We start from the raw sequence: 14,845 nt of genomic DNA, 5'->3' as shown, positions 1-14,845 counted from the left end.
GAGGTGATCTTCGACCCGTTCGCGCTGCTGACCGGAGCGATCATAGGCGGCGGCCTGTTCCTGTTCTTCGTCTCCCTGTACGGCATGCGCCCCCGCCCGCCCCAGCCCAAGCGCCACCTGCTCAAGATGCTGACCACCCGCACCGCGATAGCCGCGGTCGCGGCCGGACTCGTCCTGATCATCACCGGCTGGCCGGTCATGGCGGTGGGCACGGTGCTGCTCGTGTTCGCCTGGCGCGGCCTGTCGGGCGGGGCCGCCGAGGAGCGCGCCGCCATGCGCCGGCTCGAAGGGCTCGCCGCCTGGACCGAGTCCCTGCGTGACACGATCGCCGGCGCGGCCGGGCTCGAACAGGCCATCCCGTCGTCCATCAGGGCCGCCGCGCCCATGCTCAGGCCCCACCTGCGCGCCATGATCGACCGGCTGCACACGAGGATGGCGCTGCCGGAGGCGCTGGCGCTGTTCGCCGACGAGCTCGACGACCCGTCGGCCGACCTCGTGGTGGCCGCGCTCATCCTCAACTCCCGGCTGCGCGGCCCCGGCCTGCGCGACGTGCTGGGCGCGCTGGCCGTCTCGGCCCGCGAGGAGCTCGACATGCGCCGCCGCGTCGAGGCCGAACGCCGCTCGACCAGGCGCAGCGTCCAGATCGTGGTGATCACCGCGCTCGTCTTCGCCGGGCTCCTCATCCTGTTCAACCCCTCCTACGTGGCCGAGTACGAGGGCCTGCTGGGCCAGGCCGTGCTCGTGGTGGTCGCGGGGCTGTTCGGGGCCGGGTTCGCCTGGATGAGGCGGCTGGCCAGGTTCGACAAGCCGACCCGGCTGCTCATGGGAGGAGGCGGCGGCGATGGTTGAGGGCGCGCTGGGCGGAGCCGTATTAGGGCTCGGCCTGTTCGTGCTGCTGCGGGCGCTCTTCCCGGCCCGCCCGGGGCTGGTGGCGCGGCTGCTCGCGCTCGACGCCGTCCGCGAGGACGCGGGAGCTCCGAGCATCCAGCTCCTGCTGCCCGAGGAGGAGGTCAGCGCGTTCCGCCGCGGCCTGGGCGCCCGCCTGGCCCGCCTGTACGCGGCCCGCGGCTGGGAGGTCAGGTCGATCAAGGCGGACCTGGCGCTGCTCGGCCGCTCGTTCGAGGCGTTCCTGGCCGGCAAGGTGCTGCTGGCGGCCAGCGGCCTGCTGGCCTTCCCGCTGCTGCTCGGCTGGCTGGTGCTCATGGAGTGGGGCACCTCGCTCGCCATCCCGTTCTGGGCCGCCGTGCTCGTCGCGCTGCTGTTCTTCTTCCTGCCCGACCTCCAGATACGCAAGGACGCGGCGGCCAGGCGGCGTGACTTCCGCCATGTGGTCGGCGCGTTCCTCGACCTCGTCTCCATGAACCTGGCCGGCGGCCGCGGCGTCCCCGAGGCCCTCATGATGGCCGTCTCGGTCAGCGGCGAGCAGCCCAACTGGGCGATGGGCCGCATCCGCGACGCGCTCAGCGGCGCCAGGATCGTCGGCATCACCCCGTGGCAGGCGCTCGGCCAGCTCGGCGAGGAGATCAACATCGACGAGCTGCGCGACCTGTCCGCCGCGCTCGGCCTGGTGGCCGACGACGGCGCCAAAGTACGCGCGTCGCTGACGGCGAGGGCCGCGACGCTGCGCCGCCGCGAGCTGGCGGAGATCGAGGGCAGGGCCGGCGAGCGGTCGCAGTCGATGCTCGTGGCCCAGCTGCTGCTCTGCGCAGGTTTCGTGATCTTTCTCAGTTTTCCCGCCGCTATGAAGATGTTGGGGTCCTGATGAACCATCCCTGGATCGTTTACCTCACCGCGTACCTGGGTGTCCGCATCCAGCGCGCCCGCACCGCCCCCACGCGCGGGGCCTCCGCCGTCGAGTGGGTGATCATCACCGCCATCATCGCCGGGGTCGCGCTCGGGTTGGCCACCTTGATCAAGTCGCTGGTCGAAGGAAGGCAGAACGATCTCCAAGGCACCTTCGGCGGTGGCGGTGACACCGGTGGTAATCCGTAGGAGGGGCGAGCGGGGCGCGACGGTGATCGAGCTGGCCATCCTCATGCCGATCATCCTGGCGGTCGCGCTGCTCATCGTGCAGGTGGCGCTCTGGTTCCACGCCCGCCAGGTCGCGGAGGCCGCCGCCCAGGAGGGCGCGCGCGTGGCCAGGGCGGCGCCGTTCGACTCCGGTGACTGGCCGGGCCAGGCCACCGCCAAGGCCACCGACATCATCCAGGCCGTCGGCCCGAAGCTGCTCCAGAGCGCCAAGGCCACGACGTCCGAGAAGGAACCGGACGAGCGCTTCGTCACCGTGACCGGCAGCGCCGTACAGGTCATCCCGCTGCTGCCCGAGCTGACGTTCACGATCACCGCCACCGCGGGCGGGCCGGTCGAGTGCTTCCGCCCGGACAACGGCGGCGGGGACTGCTCGTGAGGCGGGCGGAGCGCGGCTCCATGGCCGTGGAGACCGTGATGCTGGCCCCGCTCTTCCTGCTGTTCCTCATGTTCCTGGCGGGAGCGGGGGTGCTGGTGGAGTCGCAGGGGCGGGTCAACGGGGCGGCCAGGGACGCGGCCCGGGCCGCGTCGGTGCAGCGCACGCTCGACGACGCCGAGGCCGCGGCCAAGGCCATCGCCGACAGCACGCTGACCGGGCCCTGCGGGTCCCCGTCCGTGTCGCTGGACGGCTCCGCGTGGGAGCAGGGCGGCCAGGTCCAGGCCCAGGTGAGCTGCGAGCTGGACCTCGGCTTCCTGGGGTTCGGCGGCATCAAGCGGATGACCGGCACGGCGGTGGTGCCGATCGAGCAGTTCAGGAGGGTCGAATGAGGGAGCGGGGGTCGATGTCGGTGTTCACCGTGCTGTTCTCCGTCGTCGTGTTCCTGCTGGCCGGGCTCCTCGTGGACGGCGGCGCGGCGATCAACGCCCGGCTGCGCGCGGCCGACGTGGCCGAGCAGGCCGCGCGGGCCGGCGCCGACGAGATCGACGTCGACCATCTGCGCTCCACCGGCCAGACCCGGCTGCTCGGCGAGGACCAGGTGTGCGCCAGGGCCGACGAGATCGTCGCCGCGCAGGGCGGCGAGGGTGTGACCCGCGGCGAGTGCACTGTCGGCCAGGGGCAGGCACAGGTGACGGTCACCGTGTCGGTGTCCTGGAAGGCGTTCTTCCTGAGCGCGATCGGCTTTCCCGGCACCGAGATGACCGGCCGGGCCGTCGCCGCGCCCGAAGCGAGATAGACCGAAACTCACCGGTCGATGGATCGGTGAGCGTACGAGCACGACCCTGGACGGCGGAAGGGAGAGACGATGCCGACGCGAGAGCCCGCGCGCCCACACGGACGTCACACGCCCGTGCGCGTCAAGGCCAGGCGCAGCGCCGGAGATGTGCTCGCCGGCATCGGATCGCTGATCGTGCTGGTCGCGCTCGTGGGCGGGGTGCCGTACGCGCTGCTCACGTTCGTGGGGCCGCCGATCGCGCCCGAGCTGCTCGACCTCGACCTGCTCACCAGCCGCGTCGGCCCGAGCACCGTCGTGGCCGTGCTGGTGCTGCTGGTGTGGCTGGCCTGGTTCCAGCTGTTCGTGTGCGTGCTGGTCGAGGTGTACGCGGGCGTGCGCAGGGTCGGCATGCCGGCCCGCGTGCCGCTCTCCGGAGGCACGCAGGCGCTGGCCAACAAGCTCGTCGGCGCGGTGCTGCTGCTGTTCACGGCGGGTGCGATGGTCGTGCCGCTGGCCAAGCTGGCGCCCACGCCGGCCGCCACGCCCGTGACGGCGGTCGCGTACTCCGCGCCGATCGTCGAGAAGACGACCCTCGACACGCACAAGACCAAGAAGGTGTACGTGGTGCAGCCGCCGCACGGCCGGCACCACGAGAGCCTGTGGGAGATCGCCGAGAAGTGCCTCGGCGACGGCCGCCGATATCCCGAAATTTACCGGCTTAATCAGGCGAAGGAGCAGCCAGACGGCTCCCGCCTGCGCATGGCCGACCTGATCAGGCCCGGCTGGGTGCTCGACATGCCGGACGACGCCAGGCACGCCCACGTCGTCCCCGTCGACCAGCCCCGCGAGCAGACCCTGCGCGAGCACCCCGGCAGGGCGTCGGTGGGTCAGCACGCGGACCGGCACGCCGACTCGAAGACCGGCCAGGCCGAGAAGAAGGTCGAGGCCAAGCACCGCCAGCCGGATCAACAGCAGCAGCAGCCCGACCGGCCGCAGGCCACCATCCGGCAGAGCCAGACGACCGACCTGACCGACTACCTCGCCACGGCCTCGCTGGCCGCCGCGGGCCTGCTGGTCGTGCTGGCCAGGCGGCGCCGCGAGCAGCTCTGGCGCAGGGTGTTCGGCCGCCGGATCGCCCGCCCGCGCGACGACGCCGCCCAGGCCGAGGTCGCGCTGAGGCTGGGCGGCGACGCGCCGGGCGCCCGCATCCTCGACATCGGCCTGCGGCTGCTCGGCGCCGAGCTGGCCGCCCAGAACCGCACGCCGCCCACCGTGTACGGGGCGCACCTGTCGGCCCGCACGCTCGACCTGTGGATCCACCCGCCGGACGGGGACGCGCCCGCGCCGTGGATGGCCCAGGACGGCGGCCAGGTGTGGCGGCTGCCCGCGCACGAGGGCCGCCTGCTGGAGGAGCAGGCGGGCGGGGCGCCGTACCCCGGGCTGGTCTCCATCGGCACGGACGCCGGCGGGCGCGTGCTCATCGACCTGGAAGCCGCGCAGGGCCTGATCAACGTGCGCGGCCCGCAGACCACGGCCGCGCTGGCCGCCCTCGCCGTCGAGCTGGCCACCAACCGCTGGTCCGACCGCATGCGCATCACGCTCGTCGGCTTCGGCGAGGAGCTGACCGCCATCGCGCCCGACCGCATCAGGGCCGTGGGCGGCCTGGCCGAAGTGCTGCCCGAGCTGGAGGCGATCGCCGCGCCGCGCAGGGAGGTGCTGACCGGGCGCATCACCGGCAGCCCGCGCGACGCCCACTACCTGCTGTCCGCGGTCGCGCCCACGCACGAGGAGGCCCGGCGCCTGGCGCTGCTGGCCCGCCGGGACACCGCCGGTTACGTGCTGGCGGGCGAGGTCCCGCACGCCACCTGGACCCTGGAGATCGGCGACGACGGCCGGGCCAGGATGGCCGAGCTGGGCTTCGACGTGCAGGCCCAGCTCCTGCCCCGCCGCCACTACCAGGCGTTGATCGACCTGTTCCGCACGGCCTCCCAGGTCGACGGCGAGGCCGTCTCCGAGGCCGAGCCGCTGGCGGGGCTGCACCCGCCCGCCGTCGAGATCAGGATGCTCGGCCCCATCGAGGTCATCGGCCTGCGGCCCCTGGAGGAGGGCCGGCTGGCGCTGGCCGCGGAGCTGCTGGTCTACCTGGCCACGCATCCCGGCGGCGTGCATCCCTCGGTGCTGGGCGGGGTGCTCTGGCCGCGCGGCGTGCAGGACATGGTCAGGGACGCCACGATCGCCAGGGTCGCCGAATGGCTCGGGCGGGAGCACCTGCACACCGACGAGGCCGGCCGGATCAGCCTGGGGCCCGAGGTGCGTACGGACTGGGCGCTGTTCCGCGAGCTCGTACGCCGCTCGCACGGCGACCCGACGGCCCGGGCCGTCCTGCTGGAGAAGGCGCTCGGCCTGGTCAGAGGCCCGCTGCTGAGCGGCCGCCAGCCGGGCAGGTACGCCTGGCTGGCGGCCGAGGACCTGGAGTACGACGTGGCCGCCGAGGTGGCCGACGCGGCGCACCAGCTCTGCGAGCTGCGGCTCGCGCACGGGCAGCCGGACGCCGCGGTGGCCGCCGTACGCGCGGCCCTGCTGCTGGCGGTGGACGACGAGGGCCTCTGGCGCGACCTGCTGCGGGCCACTCACGCCACCGAGGACACCGTACGGCTGCGCGCCGTCGTCGAGGGGCTGACCCGCAGGGCGGCCTCGCACCCGTACGGCGGCGGGATGGCCCCGGAGACCGAGGCACTGATCGAGGAACTGCTGCCCACGTGGCGCATCCATGTGGTGAGGGAGTCGTCGGCATGAGACAAGTCGTGGTGCTGCTGATGATCGTCCTGGTGGGCTGCGGGCAGGCCGAGCGCCCGTACACGCCCGCGGCGGAGCCCACCCCGGCGAAACCCTCCGGTAAGGCCGCACAGCCGGAGGAGACCTTGCCCGCCGGCCCCCAGAGCATCGCCATCGGCGACGGCCTGCGCGTGCGGGTGGAGTGGCCGGCCGACCCCGACCCGCTGCTGAAGGTCATCGTCGACCAGTACGTGGGCACCCGCCAGGCCGTCGTCGAAGGGACCCGCGGCTACCGGCGCAATCTGGAGATCCAGGCCGAGGAGCAGGCGACGGAGTGGGTGAACGAGTTCATCGACGAGGAGCAGTCGATGCGCGGGACGGGCCGGCTCTACAACCTGCGGGTCAGCGCCCGCATGGGCAAAGGCGCTCAGATCAACGCGTGCGTGGACGAGTCGGGCGTGCGGATGATCTCCTCGCGCACCGGGAAGGCCGTCGCGCCCCAACCCGATTGGCTGCGCACCCCCTACGGCCAGAGCGTGGTCGCCCATCGCGGTGACGACGGGGTGTGGCGCATCAGGTCCTACATCACCTCCACAGAGAGATGCACGCGATGAAACCTTTGCTCGCGGTACTGCTCGCGGTGCCGCTGACGCTCGGTCCGACCCCGGGACCCGGCGATGTGGACGTCAACGGCAATCAGCGCGGGCGGACGACGACCCTGAGCCTGGAGGCCAGCACCATCAAGATCACCGGTGACGGCAAGGGCGGCTCGGGCGACGGCTACCGCATCCCGCGCCCCTGCTGGTACGAGCCCAGCCTGGACGCCGAGGAGATGTTCCGGCTGCACACCGAAGGCGCGGGCCCGGCCAGGCGGGCGGGCATCGACGAGGACAGCTTCCGGGCCTTCGTCCAGCAGTTCAAGGACAAGCTCGGCAAGCCGGGCCGGTGGTGGGTGCCCGCGTACAACAAGGCCGATCCGAACGGCGCCGCCTGCTGGGGCGGCCTCGAACAGTTCATCTTCATGCCCCCGAACACCACGCCGCCGTCCGGGATCACGATCGAGCAGCTGGCGCAGATCGCCAGGGCCGCGCTGACCGTCCCGGAGCCGACGGTCAAGCTGAACCCCGACGCCAAGAGCTTCGTCAACCTCCCGACCTACGTCTGGCTGGAGAACGTCGGTCAGCCGCGCCGCACGGTCACGGCGTCGATCCCCGGCGTCATGAGCGTGACCCTGGTGGCGACGCTCCAAGACATCAAGATCGACCCGGGCACGACCAAGGACCGGGCCGAGGTGCACGAGGAGGGCTGCGGGCCGTCCGGGAAGCCGTACACGAAGGGCGCCCAGTTCACCTGCGGCGTGCGTTACCTGCGCTCGGCGATCGACCAGCCGCGCGAGAAGTACACGCTGACCGTCACCACCGTCTGGCCGGTCCAGGTGGCCGACAACGTGGTGCCGTTCCAGTTCGCGCCCGTACAGGTCGGAGCCAGCCGGGACGTGCCGGTCGGCGAGATCCAGAGCAACGTCAAGCCGTGAGCGGCGGCCGGGCCGCTCAGGGGCCGCTCAGGCCCGGACCACCGCCACCAGCGGGGCCAGCTCGGGCAGCTCCGCCGCCTCGTCGAGCACTTCCTTCAGTACGCCGTCGTGCGTGGGACGGGCCCGCTCCAGCAGCTCGAACCCGGCCTGCGTGACCTCCGAGTAGATCCCGCGCCTGTCGTCCTCGCACAGGTAGCGTTTGAGCAGGCCGCGGTTCTCCAGGCGCGTCACCAGCCTGGTCGTGGCGCTCTGGCTGAGCACGACGGCTCTGGCGAGCTGCTGCATCCGCATGTGCCAGCCGTCCTGGCGGGCCAGCACGTCCAGCACTGTGTATTCGCTCACACTGAGCGAGTGCTCCTTCTGGAGTGATTTCTCCAGCCTGTCCTCGATTTTCGCGTGCAGCGCCGCGAGGGTGCGCCAGCCCTGGGCGCGCGCCTCCACGGCGTCATCGGCTAGGGGCATGTGACAGCCTCCTCGACATCCTTGTATGGTCAGTTAGTCGGCGTGTGCAAATAATGTCCACGCTTACTAACGTCGTCTGAGGAGTAGTCTATGCCTCTCGCCCTGTTCGCCCTCGCGATCAGCGCCTTCGGCATCGGGACCACGGAGTTCATCATCAACGGGCTGCTGCCCGAGGTGGCGGCCGACTTCCACGTGACCATCCCGGCCGCCGGCCTGCTCGTGTCCGGCTACGCGCTGGGTGTGGCGGTCGGCGGGCCCCCGCTGACCATGCTCGGCGGGCGCCTGTCGCGCAAGACCATGCTGTTGTCGCTGATGGTGCTGTTCATCGCCGGGAACCTGCTGTCGGCGCTGGCGCCCTCGTACGCGGTGCTGATGGCCGGCCGTTTCGTGTCGGCCTTCGCCCACGGCGCGTACTTCGGGGTCGGCTCCGTGGTGGCCGCCGACCTGGTGGCGCCGAAGAAGCGGGCCAGCGCCATCGCCATGATGTTCACCGGCCTCACGCTCGCCAACGTCCTGGGCGTGCCCCTGGGCACCTGGATCGGTCAGGCGTTCGGCTGGCGGGCCACGTTCTGGGTCGTGGTGGCGATCGGCGTGGCCGGTCTCGCCGGCGTCGTCGCCCTTGTCCCCCGGCAGCCGCGCCCGACCGGGAGCGTCGTGCGGGAGCTGGCGACGTTCCGCAAGGCCGGCGTCTGGCTGGCCCTCGGGATGACCGTCTTCGGCTTCGCCCCGGTCTTCGCCGTCATCACGTTCATCGCGCCCATCATGACCGGCGTGGGCGGCTTCTCGCCCGGCGCCGTGCCCGTGGTCATGGCCCTGTTCGGGGTCGGCCTCGTGGTGGGCAACCTGATCGGCGGCAAGCTCGCCGACCGCGCGGTCATGCCCAGCATCTACGGCTCGGTCGCCCTGCTCACCCTGCTGGCCGTGGCGGTGGCCCTGGTGTCGGGCAGCCAGGTGGCCTTCGTGATCACCATCACGCTGTTCGGCGTGGCCGCCTTCGCCACGGTCCCGCCCCTGCAGACCCGCGTCCTGGACGCCGCCGCCGGAGCTCCCACGCTGGCCTCGGCGGCCAACATCGGGGCCTTCAACCTGGGCAACGCGATCGGCTCCTTCGCGGCCGGCCTCACCATCGACGCCGGCTTCGGCTACACCGCCCCCGCCTGGACCGCGGCCCTGCTGGGCCTGGCGGGGCTGGCCGTGGCGGGGGCGGCGGGCCTCCAGGCCCGCCGCCTGGTGCCCGCCACCTAGACGGCGCGGGATTCGTGGGCGATCAGCCACTCCTTGACCGGCACGCCGTAGTAGTAGCCGCCGTAGCCTCCGCCGCTGGGCAGCACCCGGTGGCAGGGGACGAACGGCGCGATGAGGTTCTGCGCGCAGGCCGAGCCGGCCGCCCGGGCGGCCGTCCTGGGCATGCCGGCCCGCTCGGCCAGCTCCGCGTACGAGACCGTGGTCCCCGCCTTGACCTCGCGCAACGTGGCGTGGAGCCGCTTGCGGGTGGCCGTACCCGGCTGGGAGACCTGGACGGTGTCCAGGGCGTCCAGATCCCCGGCCAGGTACGCCCGGACCGCCGCGGAGGCGGCCCCGAGGTCGTCCACGACCTCCAGGCCCTCCGACTGCAGCTCGGGCGTGAGGCGCACGAACATCTCCGTCGGGTCGGCGGTGAAGCCGGCCGCCACCACGACCCCCTCGCGGGACAGCAGGGACAGCGGCCCCACCGGGGTCGGGATGAGCTGGGCAGCGATCATGATGAGCTCCAAAGGTGCAGGGCGGCGTAGGCCCGCCAGGGCCGCCACCGCTCGATGTGGTCGTCGGGGATGCCCAGGCAGGCCATGCGCTTCTTGAGCACGAGGTCGCCCGTGGGCCACGCGTCCGGGTCACGCAGCGCCCGGAGCGCGATGTAGCTGGCCGTCCACGGGCCGATACCCGGGACTTCGAGCAGGTCCGACACCGCCTCGGCGGGATCCTGACCGCCGTCGAGGTCCAGGCGGCCCTCCACCAGGTGGCCGGCCAGGTGCCTGAGCGTGTCGATCCGGCGGTTGGTCAGGCCCACGCCGGTCAGGTCCGTCTCCAGGAGTTCGGCGGGGGTGGGGAAGAGCGGGCCGGGGGCCTTGGCGACGATGCGGCCGAGGAGGGTGCGGGCGCCGGCCACCGAGATCTGCTGGCCCACCACCGCGCGTACGGCCAGTTCGAAGCCGTCGAACGCGCCCGGCACCCGCAGACCCGGACGGGCCGTCACCAGGGGCCCGAGCGAGGTCTGCTCCAGGATCTCCGAAATGGCGGAGGGGTCGGCGTCGAGGTCGAGGAGGCGGCGGCAGCGCGCCACGACGCGGGCGAGCTGCCGCGTGTCGTCCATCACGACGTCCAGGGCTATGTGGTCCTGTCGTGGTGTGAGCGTGATCGTCCCACCTGGTACGGCTCGCTCGTACGACGTCCGGTCCGCCACCTCCAGCCCCGGAATGGCGCGGGCCGCCAGGAACGCGAAGACCCCCTCCACGTCGTACGGCTCGCGCCGGTGCAGCCGCAGCCGCAGCGTCGCGTCGCAGACCCGCGGCCCCGCCGTGGCCCGCAGCTCACTGGGCGTGAAGCCGTACGTCTCCCGCATCGTCGCGTTGAACTGCCGCACGCTCCCGAACCCGGCCGCGAACGCCACCTCCGTGACCGGCAGCCCCGTCTCCGTCAGCAGCTGCTTGGCCAGCAGCAGCCGCTTGGTCCGCGCGACCGCCAGCGGCCCGACGCCCAGCTCGGCCACGAACAGCCGGTGCAGGTGCCGCTCGGTGATGTGCAGCCGCTGGGCCAGCCCGCCCACGCCCCGCTCGTCCGCCGCGCCGTCGTCGATCAGCCGCAGCGCCCGGCCGACCAGGTCGCCGCGCACGTCCCAGCCCGGGTCGCCGGGCGAGAGCTCCGGACGGCATCGCTTGCACGGTCGGAACCCCGCGGCCTCGGCCGAGGCCGCGTGCCGGTAGAAGCGCACGTTCCTGGAGGACGGCGTACGAGCCGGACAGATCGGACGGCAGTAGATGCGCGTCGTCGTCACCGCCGTGTAGAACCGCCCGTCGAACCGGGCGTCCCTGGCCGAGACGGCCCGGTAGCAGGAGTCGAAGTCGAGCTGGAGTGGTGACATGCCTCCGACACTAGGCGCTCCCCGAAGGCGCTGACTGGCGGAAATCGGACGTGAGCGTCGAACGGCAGGTCAGCAGGCCGAGCCGGGTGACCTGCGGAAATCGGACACCCGGCGCACGGCTACTTCGACGAGACGCCCACTCCCAGGTCGAACTCCCGGTAGACCCGGGCCCAGAAGCCGTCACGCAGCCACACCCGGGCCTCCGGGTAGGGCCGCAGCGAGTGGCCGAGCTCCTTCTCCGCCTCGATCAGCAGCTCGGTGTCGATCACGGTCGGCAGGATGGGCCCCGGCAGCAGGTCGCGGATGTTGTCGCGGCCACGGGTGAGGATCCACTTCTGTGCCACGTGCTCGCCCACGTCCTCCACGCGCGGGCGGCTCGGCCCGAGCTTGGCCACCTGGCCCGGCTTGGCGTGCGGCTTGACCGGCGTGCGCCCGGCGAAGACCTGGGCGGGCGACGGGGCCGCGGCCGGCGGAGTGACCGGCACGGGCTGAGGAGCACGGCTGAAAAAGGGCCTCAGGAAATCAGCGGAGATCACTTCCACGGTGTCGGACTCCCACACCAGGCGCTCGGCCTGGTTGGTGCCGTACGGCGGCTCGACGCCCCACAGGTGGATCCGCACTCCGTACGCCTGCGCCGCCTCGACCGCCGGAACCATGTCCTCATCGCCTGCCAGCAGGATGGTGTCGGTCACCGCATGGTGTCGGGCCAGCGCCTCCAGATCGCTCCTGATCTGCGCGTCCACGCCTTTCTGCTGGCCACGGGCGTTCAGGTTGCCAAGCCGCACCTTGACCCACGGGAGCTGGGCGATGACCCGCTGGTCGACGGTGGGCACACGGTCACGGGCGGCGTCATACCAATAGATCCGCAGAAGTTCGCCGGAAGTACGTTCCTCTGCATGTTTCTGTAGACTCTGGATGAGTTCATCGGCGGCCACCCGATATTCCTTGCGTTCCTTCGCACCGAGCAGCACTTCACCTGCCGCCGCGTACAGATAACCGACATCCACCAGGACGGCGTACTTGGCTGCCACAGGATGCGGCATGAGGTCTGGGATGGCCATGTCGTCCTCCAGGCCGCGGTGTTAGTTGATCGGCTGACTATATACGCCTACTTTCTCTAGATAGTCCCAACTCCCGGGGAACTTGACACCCGATTCTCAGGATCTATCTAAGGTAGAGCGCTCATCCGCCATGCCGACTTCCCTGGGACGACAGGCTTACGCATACCTCTGGCTGGGTTTCGCCACCTTTGCCGACGCGGCTCTGGAGACTCCTCGGGTTCGGCCTGCGAGCTCTGCCGCGCGACGAGTACGGCCACCAACGCCGCGATCTCCTCGGGCGTGGCGTCCCCCCGGACAATTCGCAGCTCTGGCGTCATAGCGGGATGTTCCCATGCTTCTTCGGCGGGAGCGTCGCCCGCTTGTTCCTGAGAGCCCTCAGCGCCCTGACGACCTGAACCCGGGTCTCGGACGGCCGGATCACCGCGTCCACATAGCCGCGCTCGGCCGCGATGTACGGATTGGCCAGCGTGTCCTCGTACTCGGTGACGAGCCGGGCGCGCTCGGCCTCGGGGTCGTCGGAGGCGGCGAGTTCGCGCCGGTAGAGGATGTTGACCGCGCCCTGTGCTCCCATGACCGCGATCTGGGCCGTCGGCCAGGCCAGATTGACGTCCGCGCCGAGGTGCTTGGAGCCCATGACGTCGTACGCGCCGCCGTACGCCTTGCGCGTGATCACCGTGATCAGCGGCACGGTGGCCTCGGCGTAGGCGTAGAGGAGCTTGGCGCCCCGCCGGATGATTCCGTTCCATTCCTGATCGGTTCCTGGGAGGAATCCCGGCACATCCACAAATGTCAGTATCGGAATATTAAAGGCATCACATGTTCGAATAAATCGGGCAGCCTTCTCCGATGCGTTGATATCCAGACATCCAGCGAAATGCATGGGCTGGTTGGCCACGACCCCGACCGGCTGGCCGTCCACCCGGCCGTACCCGACCACGATGTTCGGCGCGAACAGCGCGTGGACCTCCAGGAACTCCCCGTCGTCCAGCACGTGCTCGATGACCCGGTGCATGTCGTACGGCTGGTTGGCCGAGTCGGGGATCAGCCCGTCGAGCTCCGGATCGGGCTCCAGGTCGGTGGCGGGCTCGAAGGCGGGGGCCTCGTCCAGGTTGTTCGACGGCAGGTACGACAGCAGCGCCTTGACGTACTCCAGCGCGTCGTCCTCGTCGGTGGCCTGGTAGTGGGCCACGCCCGACTTCGTGTTGTGCGTGTGCGCCCCGCCGAGCTCCTCGAACGTGACCTCCTCGCCCGTCACCGTCTTGATGACGTCGGGCCCCGTGATGAACATCTGGGACGTCTGATCCACCATCACCACGAAGTCGGTCAGCGCGGGGGAGTAGACGTGCCCGCCGGCCGCGGCGCCCATGATGAGCGAGATCTGCGGGATCACGCCGGACGCGTGCACGTTGCGCTTGAAGATCTCCGCGTAGAGGCCGAGCGCGACCACGCCTTCCTGGATGCGCGCGCCGCCGCCCTCGTTGATGCCGATGATCGGGCACCCGGTCTTGATCGCCAGGTCGAGCACCTTGACGATCTTCTCGCCGTACACCTCGCCGAGCGAGCCGCCGAACACCGTCACGTCCTGCGAGAACACGCACACCTGCCGGCCGTCGACCGTGCCGTGCCCGGTGATGACGCCGTCGCCGTACGGCCGCCGCCTCTCCAGCCCGAACATCGTCGACCGGTGCCTGGCGAACTCGTCGAACTCCACGAACGAGCCCTCGTCCAGCAGCGCGAGCACCCGCTCCCTGGCGGTCATCTTGCCCTTGGCGTGCTGCTTGTCCACGGCCTCCGCGGAGCCCGCGTGCGCGGCCTCGTCGAGCCGCCGCTCCAGGTCGGCGATCTTCCCGGCGGTGGTGTGAATGTCCGGCCTGTCCGGCAGCTCCTCGGCAGCAGTGCTCATGCGCGCAAGGCTAGTCCTTCCTCCTAGAGTGGATCCATGACGGATGCGGTTCGCACGCACGGGCTGTTCAAGCGCTACGGGCCGCAGGTCGCGGTGGCGGGCGTCGATCTGGTGGTGCCGTCGGGGAGCTTCGCGGGCCTGGTCGGGCCCAACGGCGCGGGCAAGACCACCACGCTCAGCATGATCACCGGGCTGCTCCGGCCCGACGGCGGCACGGCCGAGGTCGACGGGTTCCACGTGTGGCGCGACCCCGTGGAGGTCAAGACGCGCATCGGGGTGCTGCCGGAGGGGCTGCGGCTGTTCGAGCGGCTGTCGGGCCGCGAGCTGCTCCTCTACAACGGGCGGCTGCGCGGCATCCCCAAGGCCGACGTCGAGCAGCGCGCGGGCGAGCTGCTGGCCGTGATGGACCTGACCGAGGCCGCCGACAAGCTCGTCGTCGACTACTCCACCGGCATGCGCAAGAAGATCGGCCTGGCCGCCGCGCTGCTGCACAACCCGTCCGTGCTCTTCCTGGACGAGCCGTTCGAGGGCGTCGATCCGGTCAGCGCCAACACGCTCACCGACGTGCTCCGGCGCTTCACGGCCTCCGGCTCGACGGTGATCTTCTCCAGCCACGTGATGGACCTGGTCGAGCGGCTGTGCGACTGGGTGTCGGTGATGAGCGCGGGCCACATCGTGGCGCAGGGCCCGCTGGCGGACGTACGCGGCGGGCGCAGCCTCAACCAGGCGTTCCTGGAGCTGGTCGGCGGATCGCGCGACAACGGCGAGGGCCTCACGTGGCTCGGCGCCAACCCCAGGTGACACCCGAGG

At 71.3% G+C, this 14,845-nt stretch carries 17 protein-coding genes; 11 read left to right on the top strand and 6 right to left on the bottom strand.

The window, feature by feature from the left end:
- Nucleotides 1-3: 3 nt before the first annotated feature.
- The 9 genes from ACWDRB_RS15360 (at nucleotide 4) to ACWDRB_RS15320 (ending at nucleotide 7,491) form a co-directional block, all read left to right on the top strand.
- Nucleotides 4-849, top strand: a complete 846-nt coding sequence (locus ACWDRB_RS15360) for a type II secretion system F family protein (protein WP_363962405.1) — start codon at nucleotides 4-6, stop codon at nucleotides 847-849.
- A complete protein-coding gene (locus ACWDRB_RS15355; protein ID WP_364243157.1) occupies nucleotides 842-1,762 on the top strand; it encodes a type II secretion system F family protein in 921 nt (306 codons plus the stop codon). The genes ACWDRB_RS15360 and ACWDRB_RS15355 overlap by 8 nt, the downstream gene beginning before the upstream one ends.
- Nucleotides 1,762-1,992, top strand: a complete 231-nt coding sequence (locus tag ACWDRB_RS15350) for a hypothetical protein (protein ID WP_350728310.1) — start codon at nucleotides 1,762-1,764, stop codon at nucleotides 1,990-1,992. The genes ACWDRB_RS15355 and ACWDRB_RS15350 overlap by 1 nt, the downstream gene beginning before the upstream one ends.
- A complete protein-coding gene (locus ACWDRB_RS15345) occupies nucleotides 1,979-2,407 on the top strand; it encodes a TadE family protein (RefSeq protein WP_350728311.1) in 429 nt (142 codons plus the stop codon). The genes ACWDRB_RS15350 and ACWDRB_RS15345 overlap by 14 nt, the downstream gene beginning before the upstream one ends.
- Nucleotides 2,404-2,796, top strand: a complete 393-nt coding sequence (locus ACWDRB_RS15340; RefSeq protein ID WP_449894185.1) for a TadE/TadG family type IV pilus assembly protein — start codon at nucleotides 2,404-2,406, stop codon at nucleotides 2,794-2,796. The genes ACWDRB_RS15345 and ACWDRB_RS15340 overlap by 4 nt, the downstream gene beginning before the upstream one ends.
- Nucleotides 2,793-3,203 carry a flp pilus-assembly TadE/G-like family protein gene (locus ACWDRB_RS15335; protein WP_363962408.1) on the top strand — a complete coding sequence of 137 codons (411 nt, stop codon included), beginning with the start codon at nucleotides 2,793-2,795 and terminating at the stop codon, nucleotides 3,201-3,203. The genes ACWDRB_RS15340 and ACWDRB_RS15335 overlap by 4 nt, the downstream gene beginning before the upstream one ends.
- 69 nt (nucleotides 3,204-3,272) lie before the next feature.
- Nucleotides 3,273-5,978: a BTAD domain-containing putative transcriptional regulator gene (locus ACWDRB_RS15330; RefSeq protein ID WP_449894183.1), complete on the top strand. Its 2,706-nt coding sequence runs from the start codon at nucleotides 3,273-3,275 to the stop codon at nucleotides 5,976-5,978.
- Nucleotides 5,975-6,571 carry a hypothetical protein gene (locus tag ACWDRB_RS15325; RefSeq protein WP_449894181.1) on the top strand — a complete coding sequence of 199 codons (597 nt, stop codon included), beginning with the start codon at nucleotides 5,975-5,977 and terminating at the stop codon, nucleotides 6,569-6,571. Before ACWDRB_RS15330 ends, ACWDRB_RS15325 begins: the two co-directional genes overlap by 4 nt.
- On the top strand, nucleotides 6,568-7,491 hold the full coding sequence (locus ACWDRB_RS15320; protein ID WP_449894179.1) for a hypothetical protein: 924 nt from the start codon (nucleotides 6,568-6,570) through the stop codon (nucleotides 7,489-7,491). Before ACWDRB_RS15325 ends, ACWDRB_RS15320 begins: the two co-directional genes overlap by 4 nt.
- A 27-nt stretch (nucleotides 7,492-7,518) precedes the next feature.
- On the opposite strand, the gene ACWDRB_RS15315 is transcribed toward ACWDRB_RS15320, so the two are convergent.
- The gene (locus tag ACWDRB_RS15315; protein ID WP_350728317.1) at nucleotides 7,519-7,953 is read right to left on the bottom strand and encodes a MarR family winged helix-turn-helix transcriptional regulator; all 435 of its coding nucleotides are present in this window, start codon (nucleotides 7,951-7,953) and stop codon (nucleotides 7,519-7,521) included.
- A 90-nt stretch (nucleotides 7,954-8,043) separates the two neighbouring features.
- On the opposite strand from ACWDRB_RS15315, the gene ACWDRB_RS15310 reads away from it, so the two are divergent.
- Complete coding sequence (locus ACWDRB_RS15310) at nucleotides 8,044-9,198, top strand: MFS transporter (RefSeq protein ID WP_449894176.1); 1,155 nt, start codon at nucleotides 8,044-8,046, stop codon at nucleotides 9,196-9,198.
- Here ACWDRB_RS15310 and ACWDRB_RS15305 read toward each other — a convergent pair.
- From ACWDRB_RS15305 to ACWDRB_RS15285, 5 genes are all read right to left on the bottom strand, one after another.
- The gene (locus tag ACWDRB_RS15305; RefSeq protein WP_449894173.1) at nucleotides 9,195-9,695 is read right to left on the bottom strand and encodes a methylated-DNA--[protein]-cysteine S-methyltransferase; all 501 of its coding nucleotides are present in this window, start codon (nucleotides 9,693-9,695) and stop codon (nucleotides 9,195-9,197) included. The two genes, ACWDRB_RS15310 and ACWDRB_RS15305, sit on opposite strands and share 4 nt — an antisense overlap.
- Entirely contained in the window at nucleotides 9,692-11,071 is a 1,380-nt protein-coding gene (locus ACWDRB_RS15300) for an AlkA N-terminal domain-containing protein (protein ID WP_449894171.1), read from the bottom strand. Before ACWDRB_RS15300 ends, ACWDRB_RS15305 begins: the two co-directional genes overlap by 4 nt.
- A gap of 119 nt (nucleotides 11,072-11,190) precedes the next feature.
- Nucleotides 11,191-12,132 carry an NYN domain-containing protein gene (locus ACWDRB_RS15295; RefSeq protein ID WP_192790143.1) on the bottom strand — a complete coding sequence of 314 codons (942 nt, stop codon included), beginning with the start codon at nucleotides 12,130-12,132 and terminating at the stop codon, nucleotides 11,191-11,193.
- A gap of 107 nt (nucleotides 12,133-12,239) precedes the next feature.
- Nucleotides 12,240-12,449 (bottom strand): acyl-CoA carboxylase subunit epsilon, encoded by a 210-nt coding sequence (locus ACWDRB_RS15290; RefSeq protein WP_449894169.1) that lies wholly within the window; start codon nucleotides 12,447-12,449, stop codon nucleotides 12,240-12,242.
- Entirely contained in the window at nucleotides 12,446-14,035 is a 1,590-nt protein-coding gene (locus tag ACWDRB_RS15285) for an acyl-CoA carboxylase subunit beta (RefSeq protein ID WP_355190657.1), read from the bottom strand. The genes ACWDRB_RS15290 and ACWDRB_RS15285 overlap by 4 nt, the downstream gene beginning before the upstream one ends.
- Before the next feature lie 36 nt (nucleotides 14,036-14,071).
- On the opposite strand from ACWDRB_RS15285, the gene ACWDRB_RS15280 reads away from it, so the two are divergent.
- Nucleotides 14,072-14,836, top strand: a complete 765-nt coding sequence (locus ACWDRB_RS15280) for an ABC transporter ATP-binding protein (RefSeq protein WP_350728324.1) — start codon at nucleotides 14,072-14,074, stop codon at nucleotides 14,834-14,836.
- Nucleotides 14,837-14,845: the final 9 nt, after the last annotated feature.

The sequence above is a fragment of the Nonomuraea sp. NPDC003707 genome (genome assembly GCF_053587055.1).
The sequence above is the reverse complement of the archived record's forward strand: the minus strand, read 5'-3'. Positions and strand labels throughout refer to the sequence as shown.